Below are 17,607 nucleotides of genomic sequence, written 5' to 3'. Positions count from 1 at the left end.
TAAAAATTAGCAGTTAAAAAAACTTTCAAGGCAAGGAGTTAGTGAGATATGCGTAAGCCATTAGTATCTGCTGTTCTGGTCGCGCTGGCGCTGGTTGCCGCGGGCTGTGATGATGCCAAAAATAAAGAGACTGCGTCGGCCCCGGCTGCCAAAAGCGATGCGCCGAAAGAGGGTGGTTCACTGATTATCGGCATCACCTCCGGCGACCCGCTGGCCGTTAACCCGCTGTATGCCAGCGACCGTACCACCCTGACCATCATGCAGGCGCTCTATGCCCCGCTCTACAGCTTTAACGATGGCAAAATCGAATGGGGTCTGGCCGAAAGCCTGACGCCATCCGCCGATAACCTCAGCTATACCCTGACCTTAAAACCCAATCTGAAGTGGCAGGATGGCCAGCCGCTGACTGCCGATGACGTGGTGTTCACCTTCAACAAACTGCTGGAGGAGAAGCAGCACAGCTTCTTCCGCAGCATGTTCACCTACGGCGGCAAGCCGGTGGTGGTGAGCAAGGTCGACGATCGCACCGTTAAGTTCACCCTGCCGCAGGTGAGTGCCGCCTTTACCGGCACCCTGGTGCAGATCTACCCGATCCCGCAGCACGTGTTTGCTCATGAAGCGGATCTGGAAAAGAGCACCAAAAACGATGCGCCGGTGGGTTCCGGGCCGTTCAAATTTAAGGAGTACCGCGCCGGGCAGTATTACGCCCTGACCCGTTTTGACGACTACTGGAACGGCAAAGCGAAGCTCGACTCCGTGACCTACCGTTTCGCCAAAGACAGCAACTCCGCCAACCTCGCGCTGCAAAACGGCGAGATCAACCTCAAGATGGTCGATCCGCAGGATGTGTCGCGTCTGAAGAATACCGGCAAGTTTGATTTCGTGGTCTACCCGGAAGGGCGTCTGGCCTACATGACCTTCAACCAGAACGTGCCGGTGATGAAGAGCAAGGAGTTGCGCCAGGCCATCGCGTATGCCATCAACAAAGACGAACTGACCCAGACCGCGTTCACCTCGCTGGACTACGCCAAACCGGCAACCTCGTTCCTGACTCCGGATACGCTGTACCAGACTGACGACGTGGAGCAGTACAAGTTCGATCAGCAAAAAGCCAAAGATTTGCTGAAAGCCTCAGGCGCCCCGGCAAACCTCAAACTGCGTCTGGCCTATGTGAATACCAACAAAACCCAGGAGAGCCAGGCGCTCTACATTCAGCAGGCGCTGAAGGGCATTGGCGTGAACGTGGAGCTGATGCCGCTCGACTCCAACGCCATGTCCCAGCGCAGCCTCGACATGAACAATACCGCCTGGGAGCTGAACCTCGGCGGCTACATCATGGGTGCCGAGCCGGATGGCTACAAATCGCTGTTCATGAGCAACGAAGCCTACAACTACGCCCACTACAAGAACCCGCAGTTCGATGCCCTGTGGGATAAAGGTGCTGTAGAAACTGACGCTGGCAAACGCGCTGAGATCTACAAGCAGATCCAGCAGACCGTGGCTAACGACATGACCTACTACCCAATCTCCTACACCAACGCCACCGTGGCCGTGGATAAACGCTTTGGCGGCACCAAAGAAGCGGAGCCGAAGCCGGTGTATCTGTTCCAGGATCTGTCAAAAATCTACCAAAAATAAGCTGTCGCCCCGGTCAATCGATCGGGGCGTTGTGTTGGGTAAGTCGTAAGGGCATGTCGTGAACACACTACTGATGCGTCGGCTGCTGCAACTGGTGCCGATGCTGTTCTTTATCTCGCTGGTGGCGTTTTTGCTGGTCAAACTCGCCCCGGGCGATCCGGTGGCGGCGTACATCACCCCGCGCATGGCGCCAGAGGATATCGAGCGTATTCGCCAGAGTCTGGGGCTGGATAAGCCGCTGGTGACGCAATATTTTCTGTGGCTGAAAAATATTTTGCAGGGGGATCTGGGCTATTCGCTGATCTATCACCGCCCGGTGCTGGCGATGATTGCCGAGCGCATTCCGGCCACCCTTGGGCTGATGGGGGCCTCGCTGCTGATGGCGATTATCCTCGCCATTCCGCTGGGGCTGCTGGCCGGGGCGTTTAAGCACCGCTGGCTGGATCATGTTCTGAACCTGTTCGCCTATATTGGCATCTCGGTGCCGATCTTCTGGTTTGGTATTCTGCTGATCACCGTCTTTGCCGTGCAGCTCAACTGGTTCCCCAGCATGGGGATGCGCACCATCGGCATGGAAGATAACTGGCTGGACGTGGTGCGCCACGGCGTGCTGCCGTGCATTGCGCTTACCTTCTATAACCTCTCCAGCTACGTGCGCTACATCCGCTCCAATACCATTTCGCAGCTTTCGGCCGACTACGTGCAGACCCAGCTGGCCTATGGAGCCACCCGTTCCAGCATCCTGTTCCGCCATGTGCTGAAAAACGTGCTGCTACCGGTGATCACCCTGCTTGGCCTGTCGTTTGGCGAGCTGTTTGTCGGAGCCTATGTCACCGAGAGCGTCTTCTCCTGGCCGGGGATGGGGCTGCTGGGGATCCAGTCGATCACCTCCCTCGACTACCCGCTGATTATGGCGATCATCATGCTCTCGTCGCTGATGCTGATCGTCGGCAACCTGATCGCCGATCTGTTATATCGCTTCGCCGATCCCCGCATACGTACCCTGAGGTAATCCCGGATGAGCAGACGCTGGCAACAGGTTCGTCACCAGCTGCGCCGCAATCGTCCGGCGCAGTTCTCGCTTTTTGTCCTTTTTATTTTTGTCATCGCCGCGCTCTGTGCGGGGCTGAGCCCGTACGATCCGGATCGGATGTCGCTGGGTGCGCGCACCCTGCCGCCCGACGGTGCCCACTGGTTCGGCACCGACGAGTACGGACGCGACTACTTTACCCGTGCCCTGTACGGCGGGCAGATCTCGCTGATGGTCGGCTGTCTGGCGATGGTCTTTTCGACGCTAATCGGCACGATAGTCGGCACGGTAAGCGGCTACTTCGGCGGCTGGCTGGATAACCTGATGATGCGCGCGGTCGACATCCTGATGGCGATCCCGGCCTTCTTCCTGCTGCTGGTACTGAATGCGTACCTGAAGCCCGGCGTGGACAACATCATCATGATCATCAGCCTGCTGACGTGGATGAATATGTCCCGGCTGGTGCGTGCCGAAACGCTGTCCGTTAAAGAGCGCGAGTATGTGCTCTATGCCCGCGCCTCCGGGGAACATCCGCTGCGGATTATCCTGCGCCATATCATCCCCGGCGTGCTGCCGACCATTATCGTCGCCGCCACCCTGAATATCGCCTCGGCCATTCTGATGGAATCCACCCTCAGCTTCCTCGGCCTCGGGGTGCAGGCGCCTGCCGCCTCCTGGGGCAGCATGCTCAATAACGCCCAGTCGTATATCGGCGAGGCCTCCTGGCTGGCGATGTTCCCCGGCATTCTGATTCTGTTGACGGTATTCAGTTTTAACGTGTTAGGCGACGTGTTCCGCACCGCCTTTGAGCCGGGAGCGAACCGCGATGAATAACTTACTTGAACTCGACAACCTGCAAACCACCTTCCGCACCCGCGATGGCGATGTCCACGCGGTGCGCGGGGTGAGCTTTCACGTTCAGCCGGGCGAGCTGGTGGGTATTGTCGGGGAGTCCGGCTGCGGTAAGAGCGTGACCTGCAAATCCATTATCCAGCTGCTGGGCAGCAACGGGCGCATCACCGGGGGGCAGATCCGTTTCGACAATGACGATCTGGCGCAGAAAACCCCGGAGCAGATGCGCGCCATTCGCGGGAACCAGATCGCGATGATTTTTCAGGATCCGATGACCGCCCTGAACCCGGTGGTGACCATCGGCAAACAGATGGCTGAGATCCTGATGCGTAACAAAGGCCTGAACAAAAAAGCGGCCCGCGCGGCGAGCATCGCCATGCTGGAGCAGGTGGGCATTGCCGAAGCGGAGCGCCGTTACGACCAGTACCCGCACGAGTTCAGCGGCGGGATGCGTCAGCGGGTGATGATCGCCATCGCGCTCTCCTGCGATCCCAAACTGCTGATCGCCGATGAACCCACTACCGCGCTGGACGTCACCATTCAGGCGCAGATCCTGCGGCTGTTAAAAAGTTTGCAGCAGAAAACCCACACCGCCATCCTGCTGATCACCCACGATCTTGGTGTTGTCGCTCAGGTATGCAGTCGGGTGGTGGTAATGTACGGCGGGCTGGTGATGGAGGAGGGCAGCGTGGAGGATATCTTTTACCGTCCGGCACACCCTTACACCCAGGGGCTGCTGGCGTCCCTGCCGCACCCGGAACAGACCAGCCATCGTCTGTCGCCCATCGAAGGATCGCCCCCGGGCCTGCTCAATCCGCCCCCGGGCTGTCCGTTTGCCGAACGCTGTCCGCAGCGGATGCCGCAGTGCGAGCGTCAGCCCGCGTTTTACAGCCCCGAACCGGGGCACCGCGCGGCCTGCTGGCTGCTGGCCGATAAGGAGGTTCAGGCATGAGCGAACAACATTCCCCGCTGGTCAGCGTGCGGGACCTGCATAAGCACTTCACTCTCAACGGCGGCCTGCTGCGCAAAGGGGTGGTGGTGAAAGCGGTGGACGGCGTCAGCTTTGATATCCGCCAGGGGGAGACCTTTGGCCTGGTGGGCGAATCCGGCTGCGGCAAATCGACCCTCGGGCGCGCCATTCTGCGGCTGTTTGATATCACCTCCGGCGAGATTGATTTTGCCGGGCAGGCGATCGCCCAGGCCAGCGAAAAGCAGCTCAAGCCGCTGCGTAAGCGGATGCAGGCCATTTTCCAGGATCCTTATTCGTCGCTGAATCCCGGGATGACCGTCCAGCAGCTGGTGGCGGAGCCGATGCAGATCCACGGCTACAGCCGCGAGGAGCAGCGGGAGCGAACCGAAACCCTGCTCTACAAGGTGGGGCTCAAGCAGGAACATCTTCAGCGCTTCCCGCACGAGTTCAGCGGCGGCCAGCGCCAGCGGATCAGCATTGCCCGGGCGCTGTCGGTGCGCCCGGAGTTTGTCCTGTGCGATGAGCCGCTGTCGGCGCTGGATGTTTCGGTGCAGGCGCAGGTGGTGAACATCCTTCAGGATCTGCAGCAGGAGCTGGGGCTGACCTATCTGTTTATCGCCCACGATCTGTCGATGGTGCGCCATATTTCGACGCGCATCGGGGTGATGTACCTCGGCAAGCTGGTGGAGGTAGCGCCCGCCGATACCCTGTATCAGCATCCGGCGCACCCCTATACCCGGGCCCTGTTAGCCTCGGTACCGCAGCCCGATCCGCGGATCCGCAATCTGGAGCAGGCGACCTTACGCGGAGAGATCCCCGGCCCAACGTCCGTGCTGCCGGGCTGTAAGTTCTGCAGCCGCTGCCCGCACGTGATGCCGGTCTGCCGACGCGAAGCGCCCGCGATGCAGGAGATTGCTCCCGGCCACTTTGCGGCCTGTTGGTTGTTTAAGGTTTAAGGGTGATGTGCCAACATCCGCCGGGTGGCGGCTTCGCCTTACCCGGCCTACAAAACCCTTAACCCGGTGCAAAATCGTAGGCCCGTGCAAGCGCAGCGCCGCCGGGCAACGGCAACCGCGTAAACCGTTTCGGACTATCCTTCAGAGAACCCCTTCATTCTGCCGGAGTTGACCATGAAACCCTTCTCGATCCTGTCCGCCGCCGTCGTCCTTTCCCTCTCTCTCTTTACCACCCACGTTGAGGCTGCCCTCGAGGCAGGCAGCCATGCGCCCAACTTCACGCTGCAGGGCGCGCTGGCGGGAAAACCACTGACCTTCTCCCTGCAACAGGCGCTGCAAAAAGGGCCGGTGGTGCTCTACTTCTTCCCGGCAGCGTTCAGCAAGGGTTGCAACATCGAAGCCAACGCCTTTGCCGAAGCGACCGACGAATTTAACAGTCTTGGCGCCAGCGTGGTGGGTGTCACCGCCGGGAATGTCGAACAGGTGGATGAGTTTTCCAGAAAAGAGTGCCGCGATAAATTCACCGTTGCCGCCGATCCCGGGGCGAAGGTCGCCAGGCAGTACCAGACGCTGATGCAGCTGAACGGCAAAACCCTCTCCGAACGCACGTCGTTTGTCATTGCGCCCGATGGTAAAATCCTGCTGAGCTATACCGACCGTAGCCCCGAAGCGCATATCCAGAAAACGATGGCAGCCGTTAAGCAGTACGCCGATTCGCATTCGTAGCGCCGTGGGGGTGTCATAAACAGGAGAGGGCATGACCCAGGCAATAATGCTGCAGGGAACCGCGTCCGATGTGGGAAAAAGCGTGCTGGCCGCCGGCCTGTGCCGCATTTTTTATCAGGACGGCTGGCGCACCGCGCCGTTTAAATCACAGAACATGGCCCTCAACTCCGGCATCACGCCGGACGGTAAAGAGATGGGCCGGGCGCAAATCATGCAGGCCGAAGCGGCCGGGATTGTGCCGGATGTGCGGATGAATCCGGTCCTGCTCAAACCCTCCGCGGGCGGTCAGGCTCAGGTGGTGCTGATGGGCGAGGTGGCAAGCAGTATGGATGCGGCCCGCTATCACGACTTCAAGCCGCGCCTGCGGGAGCAGATCGCCGGGGTGTATCATAGCCTGGCGCAGGAGCATCAGATCCTGGTCCTGGAGGGGGCGGGTAGCCCGGCGGAGATCAACCTGCGCGATCGCGATATCGCCAATATGGGGATGGCGGAGATCGCCCGGTGTCCGGTGATCCTGGTGGCCGATATCGATCGGGGTGGAGTGTTTGCCGCCATCTACGGCACCCTGGCTTTGTTGCAGGAGCACGAGCGCTGGCGGGTCAAAGGCGTGATCATCAACAAGTTTCGCGGCGATGTGGCGCTGCTCTACTCCGGGTTACAGCAGATTGAGTCCTTAACCGGCGTACCGGTGCTGGGGGTGATGCCGTGGCTGGATCTCGATCTGGAGGAGGAGGATGGCGTGGCGCTCCAGCGGGGCAATACGCGCCATCGTCAGGCGCGTGAGATCGACATTGCCGTAGTGCACCTGCCGCATATCGCCAACTTCACCGATTTTAACGCCCTGTCGGCGCAGCCGGACGTACGCGTGCGCTACGTCAGCCAGCCGCAGGAGCTGGACGAGGCCGACCTGCTGATCCTGCCGGGCAGCAAAAACACCCTTCACGATCTGAACTGGCTGCGGGACAGCGCGATGGCGCATGCCCTGCTGAAGCGACACCGGGACGGCGTGCCGCTGCTCGGGATCTGCGGCGGGTATCAGATGCTGGGCGACACCCTGATTGATGAGGTGGAATCCGGCCTCGGGCGGATGCCCGGTCTGGGGCTGCTCGATACCGTAACGCAGTTTGCCCGTCACAAAACTACCACCCAGGTCAGCGCCCGGATGGCGGCGTCGCTGCCCGGCTGGCTGGCCCCTCTCGCCGGAATGGCGGTGCGCGGGTATGAGATCCACATGGGGCAAACCGCGCGGGCCGACGGGGCACAGCCGGCGCTGTGGCTGGAAAAAGAGAATGCGCAGGTTGCCGACGGGGCGGTGAGCGACGATGGCCTGGTGTGGGGCACCTATCTGCACGGTCTGTTCGACAGCGACGCTTTTACCCGCGCGCTGGTGGACAGCCTGCGGGCACGTAAAGGGTTACTTCCTCTCGAAACCGCGCCAGAATACGCCAGCTATAAAGCCCAGCAGTTTGACCAGCTGGCGCAGGCGATGCGCCAGCACGTTGATATCGCCAGAATCTATCAGATCATGCGTGAGCATCAGGAGTGCAAGGAATGATTGTTGTGACCGGAGGGGCGCGCAGCGGTAAGAGCGCCCACGTTGAGGGGCTGGTCGCCCGCCACTATTCACAGGTTTTATATATCGCCACCTCCACCGTCACCGACGAGGAGATGGCGGCGCGTATCGCCCGGCACCGCGCCCAGCGGCCCGCCCACTGGCGCACCCTGGAGCGATATCGCGATCTGGGGGCCGCTATCCACCAGCAGGTTCAACCCGGCGAAGCGGTGGTGATCGAGTGCATCACCACGATGCTGGCGAACCTGCTGTACGACGCCTCGGGCGGGGCCGATCCCGACACCCTGGACTTTGCGGCGCTGGAGTCTGGATTGCAGCAGCAGATCGACGATCTGATTGCCGCCTGCCTGGCGACCCGCGTCCCGGTGTACATCGTTACCAATGAGCTGGGGATGAGCATCACCCCGGAAAACCGTCTGGCGCGGCATTTTGTCGATATTGCCGGACGGGCAAATCAGAAACTGGCCCAGGCGGCAGAAGAGGTCTGGCTGGTGGTCTCAGGGATTGGAGTCAAAATTAAATGAGCTTAGCGATGTTGTGGGCGACGCTGCGCCTGATGTCACGCATTCCGGTGCCGGAAAAATGGGCCGACGGGGTGGAGTTCCGCCAGCTGGCCCGCGGGGTGCCATGGTTTGTGCTGGTTGGCGCGACGATCGGCGCGCTGGCCGGGCTGCTGGCGCTGGTGGTGAGCCAGACCGGCGGCGGGATCTATATTGCCGCCGCCGCTTACGTGCTGGCGCTGGTGCTGCTCACCGGCGGTTTTCATCTGGACGGACTTGCCGACACCTGCGACGGCATCTTCTCGGCCCGCAGCCGGGAGCGGATGCTGGAGATCATGAAGGACAGCCGGCTGGGCACCTTTGGCGGCCTGGCGCTGGTGTTTGCCATTCTGCTGAAAGTCTTCGCCGTGATTGGCCTGGCGCATCTTCCCACCAAAGAGTGGTTCATGCTGTTGGTGTGCGCCCCCATCGCCGGACGCGCCACGCTGGTGCTGGGGATGTACGGCCAGCGCTACGCCCGCGAAGGCGAAGGGATGGGCAGCCTTTATATCGGCCAGGTGAGCTTCCGTAATGCGGCGCTGACCCTGCTGGGCGGGGCAATAGCTGTGGGGCTGATCGGCGGGCTGCACGGGCTGGCGGCGATGCTGGTCACTTACGTCGTGATTTATGGTCTGGTGCACTATCTCCGCCGCCGTCTCGGCGGGCAGACCGGGGATACCCTGGGGGCGCTGGCCGAAACCGCAGAGATCGTCTTTCTGCTGGCATTAATGTGGGTCTGAACATGCGATTTTTTCTGGTTCGTCACGGACAAACCGCGGCCAACGCCAGCGGCCTGTTCTACGGCAGCACCGACGTGCCCCTGACGCCGCTGGGGATTGAGCAAAGCACGCGGGTGGGCGCTTTACTGGCGGAGGTGTCGTTCAGCGAGGCGATATCCAGCCAGCTGCAGCGCGCGCAGCAGACCGCGGAATTGATCGTCCCGGTGACCGGGAGCGATCCGCGGCTCAACGAGATGGATTTTGGCCGCTGGGAGATGCGGCATTTCAGCCATATTGCCGAAGAGGAACCCGAAGCCTGGCAGACCTGGCTGGATGACTGGCAAAACGCCACCCCCAGCGGCGGCGAGCCCTTCCCGCACTTTGCCGGGCGGGTGAAGGCCGTGGCGGATGAGTTAACCCAGCGCCAGGAGCCGGGCGACATGCTGATCGTGGCGCACCAGGGCGTACTTAGCCTGCTGCTGGCCCACTGGTTAAAGATGCCGACTGACTCCCTGTGGCACTTCCCCTTCCGGCAGGATGCTTACACGATGGTAGAAAATCGCGGCGGATTTATGCTGCTACGCGCCTTTAACGACCGGAGTCCTTTCCGGGAAGAAGAATGAGAACAATACCGATGCAGACAATACAGGACCTGCTGGCCGCTATTGCGCCGCTGGATAAGAACAAACAGGCGCAGGCGGCACAGCATATCGATGGTCTGGTGAAACCGCTCAACAGCCTGGGACGGCTGGAAACCCTGGCTATCCAGCTGGCGGGGATGCGGGGCTTAACCCGGCTCGACGATCTGCAAAAAGAGATCGTTGTGATGTGCGCCGATCACGGCGTCTACGAGGAGGGGGTCGCCATCAGCCCGCAGCAGGTAACGTATCTGCAGGCGCTGAATATGTTGAAAGGCACCTCCGGCGTCTGCGTGCTGGCGAAAAACAGTGGCGCGACTGTGCTGCCGGTAGATATCGGCATCGACTGCGAGCCGATCGAGACGATGCTGAGCCTGAAGGTGGGGCGTGGCAGCGGTAACATCGCCCGCGGCCCGGCGATGAGTCGTGATGACGCCGAACAGCTGCTGCTGCGCAGCGCCCGGCTGGTGCAACAGCGTGCCGCAGAGGGGATCGCGGTGTTTGGCACCGGCGAGCTGGGTATCGCCAACACCACGCCGGCCTCGGCGATTATCAGCGTGCTCAGCGGCTGCGATCCGCAAGAGGTGGTGGGGATTGGCGCTAACCTGCCGGCGGATCGGATCCAGCATAAAGAGGTGATTGTCCGTCAGGCGATTGCGGTCAATCAGCCCGATCCCGGCGATGCCATCGATGTACTGGCGAAAGTGGGCGGCTACGATCTGGTGGGGATGACCGGGGTCATTCTCGGCGCGGGAGCGTGCGGGCTGCCGGTGGTGCTGGACGGTTTTCTCTCCTATGCCGCGGCGATGGCCGCCTGCCAGCTTGCGCCTGAGGTGACAAGCTACTGCATCCCATCGCATTGCTCGGCGGAAAAAGGGTCCCGACGGGCGTTAGACCACCTTGGCTTGACCCCTTATTTGTACCTGGATCTGCGTCTGGGCGAGGGGAGCGGGGCAGCGCTGGCGATGTCGATCGTCAGCGCCGCCGGAGCGATGTATTGCCAGATGGGGGTACTGGCTGAGAGCGGGATCAGCCTGAAAGCGTAATCTGCCGCTGATGCCATCGTCCGAGGAGCAGTACCGTGGTGAGCGCGCCGAGCAGGGCGCAGAACATATCGGACTGCGTATCCCAGGGATCGCCCTGGGTGCCGAGGAAATCATCCGCGCCCTGGCCCATCGCCAGCGCCGCCCACCACTCGATCAGCTCGTAGGTGGCGCTGATCGCCAGCGCAATACAGCACACCAGAAAGGCCGTCATCTTGCGGCCGGTGACGTAGCCGCCGCGCACCAGGATCTCCCGGGCCGCCAGGGCAGGCACCAGCCCCTGGAAAAAGTGCCCCAGCTTGTCGTACGGGTTGCGGCTCAGGTGGAACATCTCCTGAACGTCAAAGCCGATGGGGACTTTGGCGTAGGTGTACATCCCGCCCACCATCAGGATGATGGCATGCCAGAAGATCAGCGTGTAGAGCAGGGGAGTCAGCGGGTAGCGCCGTTGGGTGGCGAGCAGCAGCGGCACAATGATGATAACCGGCGTCACCTCCATCAGCCAGGTGGTGCGGTCCGCGGTCATCAGGCCGGTATAAATCAGGATCAGCAGTAAAAGCAGCGCGCCGACCTTTAATCCAGAGGAGAGTGCAGTTTGCGTCATGTGAGTTAACTGTTGAGTAAAAACAGACACTATCGACCGACGCGGCGAAAAATACAATGTCTGGCAGCTGAGCATAAAAAAACGGGGCCATTCGTGGCCCCGTTGATCGTTCATAACAATCAGAACGACTTGCGTAAACGCAGACTGAAGGTGTGCGCCTGGTAGCGGTCGCCGGCCTGCAGATCGTAACGCGCGTCGAGGCTCAGATCGTTGGCGTCATACAGGGTGGTGCCCACGGCTACGCCCGCCATATCTTCCACCGGAGAGGCCCCTTTGGTGATAAAGCTGGTTTCACCGATAGCATCGGCGGCGTAGGTCGCATGGCTGCTGACCTGACGGTTATCGTACTGGTGGATCCAGGAGACCTGGGCGAACGGCGTCAGGTTACCCAGGCCGGTGGCGAAGGTCTTCCCGATGCGGGCACCGATATCGCTCACCACGGACTGCGCGTGGGTGCTGCTGACATCCAGCGCCATGCCGTTGCCGCCGGTTTCGCTGTAACCATCCACATGCTGATAGCCATAGGTCAGGCCCGCCAGCGGGGTCAGGACCACGTCAGCCGGCAGGGCAATTGGATAGCCAAGCTCGCTTTGCAGGGTGATGGACTGACCGTTGAACTTGCCGTGGGCAGCGCCGGAGAAGCCGGTGAAATCAGCGCGACGCACGGAGCTGTAGTTCTGACGGTTCAGACCTGCGGAGAGGTTCAGGTACCACGGATTGCCGGTGTAACCCGCGTAAGCAATTACCCCATAGTTATCGGCGGTAGAGTTGTTGCCGCTCAGGTTGTCTTTACCGTGCACGGAGGTGTTGCTGTAGTTCAGGGCTGCGCCCAGACGCCAGTCGTCACCCAGCGCGCGGTCGGCACCGATGATCAGGCCGCCAAACTTCGCGGTGTAGCCGCTGACGTTGTCGGTGCTGTCCTGGCGAGCGTAACCGCCGAACGGCTGACCCCAGACGATCCAGTTGTTGGCGTAGTCATCACCGGTTGCCACGCCGCTGGCGCCGGAGGCCTGCGGGTTACGTACGGCATCGATGTGAGCACCCACTACGGCCTGAGCAGTTGAGGTCGCAACGGTGGCTGCGGAGCTGGTGTTCAGGTTCTGGCTGGTAGAAAGACGCTCCCCGACGCGGTTCGCTTCCTGTTTACCTTCAATCGCCAGGGAGGCGTTGTACAGATTCAGCAGCTGTGGGGAGGCGATACCGGAGTAGTTCGCCAGCCCGCCGAGTGCCGCCGTGGCGCTCGGAATAGTGGCATAACCCCGTTTGGTCGGCTGAGCAGGTGCAGGTTCCGCTGGCGCAGGCTGCGTCGGCGGCGTTGGCACCGTGACGACCGGGGCAGTGACGTCGGGCTCTGTCACGACCGGCGGGGTGACTTCGGGTGTTGGCTCTGGCTGAGGCTCTACCGGCTCGGTGATGACCGGCTCTGCACCCAGGGTTAACACCAGGGCCTTGCTTTCATCCAGTTCAGCGACGCTGCCGTTGACCGTACCGCGATAGCCGAGGGCTTTGTAATTCAGCCGATCGGCGTGGTAGTCGGTCTCTGCGCCTGCGGCATTGATGACCACATAACGCTGGCCTTCGGCGAACTGGTAAGTGCTGCCGGTGCGCAGCAGATTAACGCTGGAACCCGCATCGATAATAGCATTGCCGGTGACGTTGAGGCGGCCATAGCCGGTATCGGCCAGCAGATCGCCGCGAGCATCCGCCAGATCGGAGACACCGGAAATCAGCGTCGCGGCGGCTTTCTGATGGTAATCGCCAGCGATGTTGATGCTGTTGTTTACCTGCAGGGAAGCCGCTTCGTTCACCACGGTGCCGTTTGATACAGGCTGCTCATCGCTCATCTGGAGTGACATCAGGCCGAATTCAGGCGTGCTGGTAACGATATTATCGTTCAGCAGCAGCGAGCCGGTGCCGAATATCACGTCGGAACCCTTAATGGTCCCTGTCGCGCCCTCGAGGCCGGTCAGCGTGCCCATGGTGGTGGTGCCACCGTTAATGTTTAATGTTGTCGCGTTTAAGGCGTAAATCTCACCAGCAATAACGCCACTGTTGGTCAGGGTCACGCCATCGCTGCTATTGCTACCGACCAGCAGCGCATAATAGCCGCCCGTTAACAGGCCATTGTTAACAATCTGCGTCGTTGCGCTCTGGTTGTAGTAGTTCCAGATATAGATCCCGCTCGAGTTGCCTGACAGCTCACCGTTGTTGATGATTGAACCAAGGGCGCCGTTGCTATAGATAGCGGTAAAATTGCCGGTGATTTGGCCGTTATTTTCAATGGTGTCGATAGTGCCATAGGTATTAATACCGGCGAAGCTGCCATTAATTTTATTATCATTGACGATGGAATTAATGGTGCTCTGGTTATCTATCCCGGAACTGCCGTAATTATCGGTCGCACCACCGTCAATCGTACCGGTGTTGTGCAACGTGCCAATCGTACCGTTATTAAAAATGGCGCTGTTTTGGCCGCTGTTGACGTTATTTTCGGCTGGGGTGAAGGAGATCACACCCGCATTGGCTAAGGTATCAATGGTTCCCTGGTTACTGATGGCGCGGGAACCAGAGATCTTACCTTCTGCGGTATTGATTAAGGTATTAATGGTCCCGGCATTGTCTATCGTGCCATTGTTATATGAATTGAAGTCGTAGTTATTGTTGTAAGTATTCTGAACGCCCTTCATGGTGCCGCTGTTGGTGAGGGTGTTAATCACCCCCGATGCGCTTACCGCAACCACTTTGCCATTCTGGTACTGATTGAGGCTGGAAATGGTTCCGTTATTGTTAAGCTCACCCACGGTTCCATCAATCTGCACAACACTGCTGCTCAAAAATAATGGAACACTGACAACGTCGCTGATGGTGCCGTCATTGGTAAGTGTTGTGACAGTCACTCCCGAATTAACGGTTAAGGCCGAATCCGGGGCGCCCGTTACGCTCCCCGTCTGGGTGATATGCATTAACTCTTTTGCGTCAGCGATCTGAACGCTGCTTGCCGGTGTGTCGATAATTAATTCATGAGATGTGGCGTAGGCCTGCGCGGTCGTTGATGCCACCAGCAGAGAGATCAGCTGGCTAAGACGTTTCTTTTCCATGGTGTACCATCATAAAGTTGCGATGTTTGTGCAAAATGCAATTGTGATTTCTTCGGATTAATCCGATATCTTCGGGCGCAGAATATACAATTTGTTGCCGAAAACAATAAGCACCGCTTAATTATTTCCGGTTGAATTCTTTCCACATATTTGGTCATGTTGATAATTTGAGTTAAGGCTGGTGCGGTATGAGGATATATCCTCACATTTTGCAGGGAACGATATTGATTAGTTTATCTTTATTATTTTCAGGGTGTATTACCGCCGATCCGCTCAGTGCTGCGCATAAAATAGCCAATGAAAGTGGTCTGATCAGTGAGAAATTTGACACAGATCCATTCCCTGTTGTTACCTGGCACCGGATTACGCCACCAGTGCAATCCCTGCGGGTCTACATCGAAGGAGATGGCTTTGCCTGGAAGAGCCGCACAACGCCCTCTGATAATCCGACGCCGCGTCATCCGATCGGCCTGATGCTGGCCGCGGCGGACAGTCAGGCAAATGTGTTTTATCTTGCCCGGCCCTGCCAGTTCATCGGGCCGCCGCTGCCGGCTAACTGCCGCGTAAATATCTGGACGCAGGATCGTTTCTCGCCTGCGGTAATAGATGCGATGAACGAGGCGCTCAACCAGATGGTCCTGCGCTATCCGGGCGTGCAGCTCGATGTGGTTGGCTACTCCGGGGGCGGCAATATCGCCGCCCTGCTGGCGGAACGCCGGGATGATGTGCGCTCCCTGCGCACGGTGGCTGGCAATCTCGACGTGGCGTATGTCAATGCCCTGCATCGTGTCACCCCGATGCCCGCAGCCGAGAGCGCCATCGATCGTGCTTCCGCGCTTCGCGCCCTGCCGCAGATCCACTACAGCGGCGAAGCCGATACCACCGTGCCACCCGCCGTCGCCCGACGTTTTCAACAGGCGGTGGGGGGAAGATGTGTGCAAACGGAGGTAGTCAGCGGGATGAAGCATGGTTCGGACTGGGCGGCCATCTGGCCGCGACTGCTGGCGCAAGGTTTGCCGGACTGCTGATGTGTGATCAAAGTTGAATGACTTCAGGACGAACAATGAAAAAGAAAGAGTTTGTGACCCAGGATCTGCTGAGCAAAATCTATCAGGACACCACGGCGGGGCCACGCAAACTCCCCCCTGAACGGCAGCTGGCCGAAGAGTATGGCGTCTCGCGTTTCACCATCCGCCAGGCGCTGGAAAAACTGGTCAGTATTGGCGTGGTGCGGATCGTGCAGGGATCGGGGATCTGGATCAACGAGCACGCGCGCAATAATCCACTGATCTACAACTCGATCACGGAAAAGCGATTCGATCAGATGCGCTACCGGATGATCAGCCTGCATAAGACGAGGCCAGATCGCGCGGCGCAGCAGATCTTTGGCATCGATGAAGAGAGTTTTATCTGGCACTTTTGCCGCCTGCGCTACGTCGATGACCAGCCCGTACAGCTGGAAGTGTCCAGCATGCCGGCCGCCGATTTTCCCGATCTCAATCAGCAGGCGATTGAGCGTTCCATTCAGCAGTACGTATTAAATAAAGGGATGAACATTTCCCATATGTTGACCACCTACCGGGCGGTCAGCGTCAGCCGCGAGCAGGCGGTGATCCTGGGCTGCAAAAAAGGCAGCCCGGCAATGCATATTAATAATCGCGGGATCCTGGAGGGGGGCCGGGTATTTGAGGTAAGCGATATTATCGATATCAACTACACCTGCACCTGGGTCAGCCCCTATAACCGCGATAATTTCGCCTGGCGACAAAATCAGGGCGTATGAAGGGTGCCGTCCGGCAGGCGGCTTTGCGTCCACTCGTGCGGGCGATAGACCACCGGATACGCCAGGGCCAGCTCTTCATTAAAGCCGGTGCCGATGCCGGGCGCTGTCGGCGGATAGACAAACCCGTCCTTCACCTCAGGCGCGCCAGGGAAGACGCTGTCGGTGGACCTGGAACGCGGAATAAATTCCTGAATAGCCGCATTATGCAGGTGAATGTTCAGGTGCGTATTCACCGCCACGCCGATAGGCGTCATATCGCCGGGGCCATGCCAGGCGAGACGCACGCCAAAGGCCTGACACAGATGCGCCAGCTTCAGTGCCGGGGTGATGCCGCCGATCTGCGAGATGTGGCAGCGAATAAAGTCGATACGGCGATTGACGATCAGGTCGTGCCATTCAGCCGGATTATTGAAGAGCTCGCCCATCGCCAGCGGCACACAGCTCTGCTGGCGAACCTGTTCCAGCCAGGCGCTCTGCTGTGGCGGCAGGATATCCTCAATAAAGTAGGGCTGGTAAGGCTCAAGCTGTTTTGCCAGCTGCACTGCCTGCTGCGGGAATAAACGCTCGTGGACATCGTGTAAGAAATGGAGCTTCCGGCCATATTTTTCGCGCAGGGCGCGGAACATCTCCACGGTATTTGCCATGTACTCATGCTGATCGAACCAGGCACCCGGCGTCGGGTTCTCCGGAGCATGCAGCGCCGATGGCGTGCCGCCATAAAAACCGAGCTGACAGCGGATATGGCGATAGCCTTGCGCTACAAACTTATCAACGGAGGCAAAGAGTTCCTCCAGCGTCTCGCCGCTGGCGTGGCTGTAAGCCGGGATCGCATCGCGGGATTTTCCGCCCAGCAGCTGATACAGCGGCATGCCGGCCTGTTGCCCTTTAATATCCCACAGGGCCATATCCACGCCGGAGATCGCGTTGTTCATCGCCGGACCGTTACGCCAGTAGGCGTTCACGTTCATCATTTGCCACAGATCTTCGATGTTATTGGCATCCCGGCCAATCAGCAGCGGTTTGAGATACTCATCCACCAGGGTTTTAACCGCCAGCGGGCGCTGCTGGAAGGTGGCACAGCCGTGTCCGACGGGGCCATGCTCCGTGGTAACGCGAACGGTGACCAGATTATGACGGTCCGGACGGGTAATAAAACACTCGATATTTTTGATAATCACAGGCGTCACGAGAAACTCCTTTGCGGCTCTGTGGAAATATGGAATGGGAATATCATCGCCCTAAAAATGTTTGCCGGTAAACCGTTTTTTTATTATTTATTTTGGTCAGTTATTTGATTCTATTTTAATTAAAAACCATACCAATTTTGGATTGATGGCGGTTTTATAGCTCTTTGCATGGTTAAATGTGAGCGATATCAACTTTTATTGGTTTGTTTTGCCTGGTTGGTTTATCTATTCTCGTGGCATCAATAAAACAA

At 59.2% G+C, this 17,607-nt stretch carries 16 protein-coding genes; 13 read left to right on the top strand and 3 right to left on the bottom strand.

Features of this window, described 5'->3' with window-relative positions:
- The first annotated feature begins 48 nt into the window (after positions 1-48).
- The 11 genes from ACP4QI_RS18690 to cobT all read left to right on the top strand — a co-directional run bounded on the left by ACP4QI_RS18690 (position 49) and on the right by cobT (position 10,687).
- Complete coding sequence (locus ACP4QI_RS18690; RefSeq protein WP_426495794.1) at positions 49-1,638, top strand: ABC transporter substrate-binding protein; 1,590 nt, start codon at positions 49-51, stop codon at positions 1,636-1,638.
- A gap of 58 nt (positions 1,639-1,696) precedes the next feature.
- The gene (locus ACP4QI_RS18685) at positions 1,697-2,650 is read left to right on the top strand and encodes an ABC transporter permease (RefSeq protein ID WP_426495795.1); all 954 of its coding nucleotides are present in this window, start codon (positions 1,697-1,699) and stop codon (positions 2,648-2,650) included.
- A 6-nt stretch (positions 2,651-2,656) separates the two neighbouring features.
- Positions 2,657-3,502 carry an ABC transporter permease gene (locus ACP4QI_RS18680; protein ID WP_426495796.1) on the top strand — a complete coding sequence of 282 codons (846 nt, stop codon included), beginning with the start codon at positions 2,657-2,659 and terminating at the stop codon, positions 3,500-3,502.
- On the top strand, positions 3,495-4,472 hold the full coding sequence (locus tag ACP4QI_RS18675) for an ABC transporter ATP-binding protein (RefSeq protein WP_285129088.1): 978 nt from the start codon (positions 3,495-3,497) through the stop codon (positions 4,470-4,472). The genes ACP4QI_RS18680 and ACP4QI_RS18675 overlap by 8 nt, the downstream gene beginning before the upstream one ends.
- Positions 4,469-5,446 (top strand): ABC transporter ATP-binding protein, encoded by a 978-nt coding sequence (locus tag ACP4QI_RS18670; RefSeq protein ID WP_156264621.1) that lies wholly within the window; start codon positions 4,469-4,471, stop codon positions 5,444-5,446. Before ACP4QI_RS18675 ends, ACP4QI_RS18670 begins: the two co-directional genes overlap by 4 nt.
- A gap of 174 nt (positions 5,447-5,620) precedes the next feature.
- The gene (locus ACP4QI_RS18665) at positions 5,621-6,172 is read left to right on the top strand and encodes a peroxiredoxin (protein ID WP_426495797.1); all 552 of its coding nucleotides are present in this window, start codon (positions 5,621-5,623) and stop codon (positions 6,170-6,172) included.
- Positions 6,173-6,203: 31 nt separating this feature from the next.
- Positions 6,204-7,727 (top strand): cobyric acid synthase, encoded by a 1,524-nt coding sequence (locus ACP4QI_RS18660; RefSeq protein ID WP_426495798.1) that lies wholly within the window; start codon positions 6,204-6,206, stop codon positions 7,725-7,727.
- Entirely contained in the window at positions 7,724-8,269 is a 546-nt protein-coding gene (gene cobU, locus ACP4QI_RS18655) for a bifunctional adenosylcobinamide kinase/adenosylcobinamide-phosphate guanylyltransferase (protein ID WP_307763724.1), read from the top strand. Before ACP4QI_RS18660 ends, cobU begins: the two co-directional genes overlap by 4 nt.
- On the top strand, positions 8,266-9,024 hold the full coding sequence (cobS, locus tag ACP4QI_RS18650) for an adenosylcobinamide-GDP ribazoletransferase (RefSeq protein ID WP_426495799.1): 759 nt from the start codon (positions 8,266-8,268) through the stop codon (positions 9,022-9,024). Before cobU ends, cobS begins: the two co-directional genes overlap by 4 nt.
- A 2-nt stretch (positions 9,025-9,026) precedes the next feature.
- A complete protein-coding gene (cobC, locus tag ACP4QI_RS18645) occupies positions 9,027-9,626 on the top strand; it encodes an alpha-ribazole phosphatase (protein ID WP_285126330.1) in 600 nt (199 codons plus the stop codon).
- 11 nt (positions 9,627-9,637) lie between these two features.
- Positions 9,638-10,687: a nicotinate-nucleotide--dimethylbenzimidazole phosphoribosyltransferase gene (gene cobT / locus ACP4QI_RS18640; protein ID WP_426495800.1), complete on the top strand. Its 1,050-nt coding sequence runs from the start codon at positions 9,638-9,640 to the stop codon at positions 10,685-10,687.
- Here cobT and ACP4QI_RS18635 read toward each other — a convergent pair.
- Positions 10,671-11,288, bottom strand: coding sequence for a DUF2238 domain-containing protein (locus ACP4QI_RS18635; RefSeq protein ID WP_426495801.1), 618 nt, complete (start codon positions 11,286-11,288; stop codon positions 10,671-10,673). The genes cobT and ACP4QI_RS18635 overlap by 17 nt on opposite strands.
- Positions 11,289-11,407: 119 nt before the next feature.
- The gene (locus tag ACP4QI_RS18630; RefSeq protein WP_426495802.1) at positions 11,408-14,386 is read right to left on the bottom strand and encodes an autotransporter family protein; all 2,979 of its coding nucleotides are present in this window, start codon (positions 14,384-14,386) and stop codon (positions 11,408-11,410) included.
- A 374-nt stretch (positions 14,387-14,760) separates the two neighbouring features.
- Between ACP4QI_RS18630 and ACP4QI_RS18625 the strand changes: the two genes are divergently transcribed.
- Both ACP4QI_RS18625 and ACP4QI_RS18620 read left to right on the top strand, forming a co-directional pair.
- Positions 14,761-15,414, top strand: coding sequence for an alpha/beta hydrolase (locus tag ACP4QI_RS18625; protein WP_426495803.1), 654 nt, complete (start codon positions 14,761-14,763; stop codon positions 15,412-15,414).
- A 35-nt stretch (positions 15,415-15,449) separates the two neighbouring features.
- Complete coding sequence (locus ACP4QI_RS18620) at positions 15,450-16,169, top strand: GntR family transcriptional regulator (protein ID WP_142487068.1); 720 nt, start codon at positions 15,450-15,452, stop codon at positions 16,167-16,169.
- Here ACP4QI_RS18620 and ACP4QI_RS18615 read toward each other — a convergent pair.
- Positions 16,157-17,356, bottom strand: a complete 1,200-nt coding sequence (locus tag ACP4QI_RS18615; protein ID WP_426495804.1) for an enolase C-terminal domain-like protein — start codon at positions 17,354-17,356, stop codon at positions 16,157-16,159. The two genes, ACP4QI_RS18620 and ACP4QI_RS18615, sit on opposite strands and share 13 nt — an antisense overlap.
- Between the last annotated feature and the right edge of the window lie 251 nt (positions 17,357-17,607).

It is taken from the genome of Leclercia sp. TB492 (genome assembly GCF_049974505.2).
In the GTDB taxonomy this organism is placed as follows: domain Bacteria; phylum Pseudomonadota; class Gammaproteobacteria; order Enterobacterales; family Enterobacteriaceae; genus Enterobacter; species Enterobacter adecarboxylatus_C.
The sequence above is the reverse complement of the archived record's forward strand: the minus strand, read 5'-3'. Positions and strand labels throughout refer to the sequence as shown.

Bases quoted from the DNA above. Each gene is read 5' to 3' on its own strand.
- ACP4QI_RS18630 (WP_426495802.1), bottom strand. From the start codon at position 14,386: ATGGAAAAGAAACGTCTTAGCCAGCTGATCTCTCTGCTGGTGGCATCA.
- ACP4QI_RS18675 (WP_285129088.1), top strand. From the start codon at position 3,495: ATGAATAACTTACTTGAACTCGACAACCTGCAAACCACCTTCCGCACC.
- ACP4QI_RS18660 (WP_426495798.1), top strand. From the start codon at position 6,204: ATGACCCAGGCAATAATGCTGCAGGGAACCGCGTCCGATGTGGGAAAA.
- ACP4QI_RS18620 (WP_142487068.1), top strand. From the start codon at position 15,450: ATGAAAAAGAAAGAGTTTGTGACCCAGGATCTGCTGAGCAAAATCTAT.
- ACP4QI_RS18690 (WP_426495794.1), top strand. From the start codon at position 49: ATGCGTAAGCCATTAGTATCTGCTGTTCTGGTCGCGCTGGCGCTGGTT.
- ACP4QI_RS18635 (WP_426495801.1), bottom strand. From the start codon at position 11,288: ATGACGCAAACTGCACTCTCCTCTGGATTAAAGGTCGGCGCGCTGCTT.
- ACP4QI_RS18665 (WP_426495797.1), top strand. From the start codon at position 5,621: ATGAAACCCTTCTCGATCCTGTCCGCCGCCGTCGTCCTTTCCCTCTCT.
- ACP4QI_RS18670 (WP_156264621.1), top strand. From the start codon at position 4,469: ATGAGCGAACAACATTCCCCGCTGGTCAGCGTGCGGGACCTGCATAAG.
- cobS (WP_426495799.1), top strand. From the start codon at position 8,266: ATGAGCTTAGCGATGTTGTGGGCGACGCTGCGCCTGATGTCACGCATT.
- cobC (WP_285126330.1), top strand. From the start codon at position 9,027: ATGCGATTTTTTCTGGTTCGTCACGGACAAACCGCGGCCAACGCCAGC.
- ACP4QI_RS18680 (WP_426495796.1), top strand. From the start codon at position 2,657: ATGAGCAGACGCTGGCAACAGGTTCGTCACCAGCTGCGCCGCAATCGT.
- cobT (WP_426495800.1), top strand. From the start codon at position 9,638: ATGCAGACAATACAGGACCTGCTGGCCGCTATTGCGCCGCTGGATAAG.
- cobU (WP_307763724.1), top strand. From the start codon at position 7,724: ATGATTGTTGTGACCGGAGGGGCGCGCAGCGGTAAGAGCGCCCACGTT.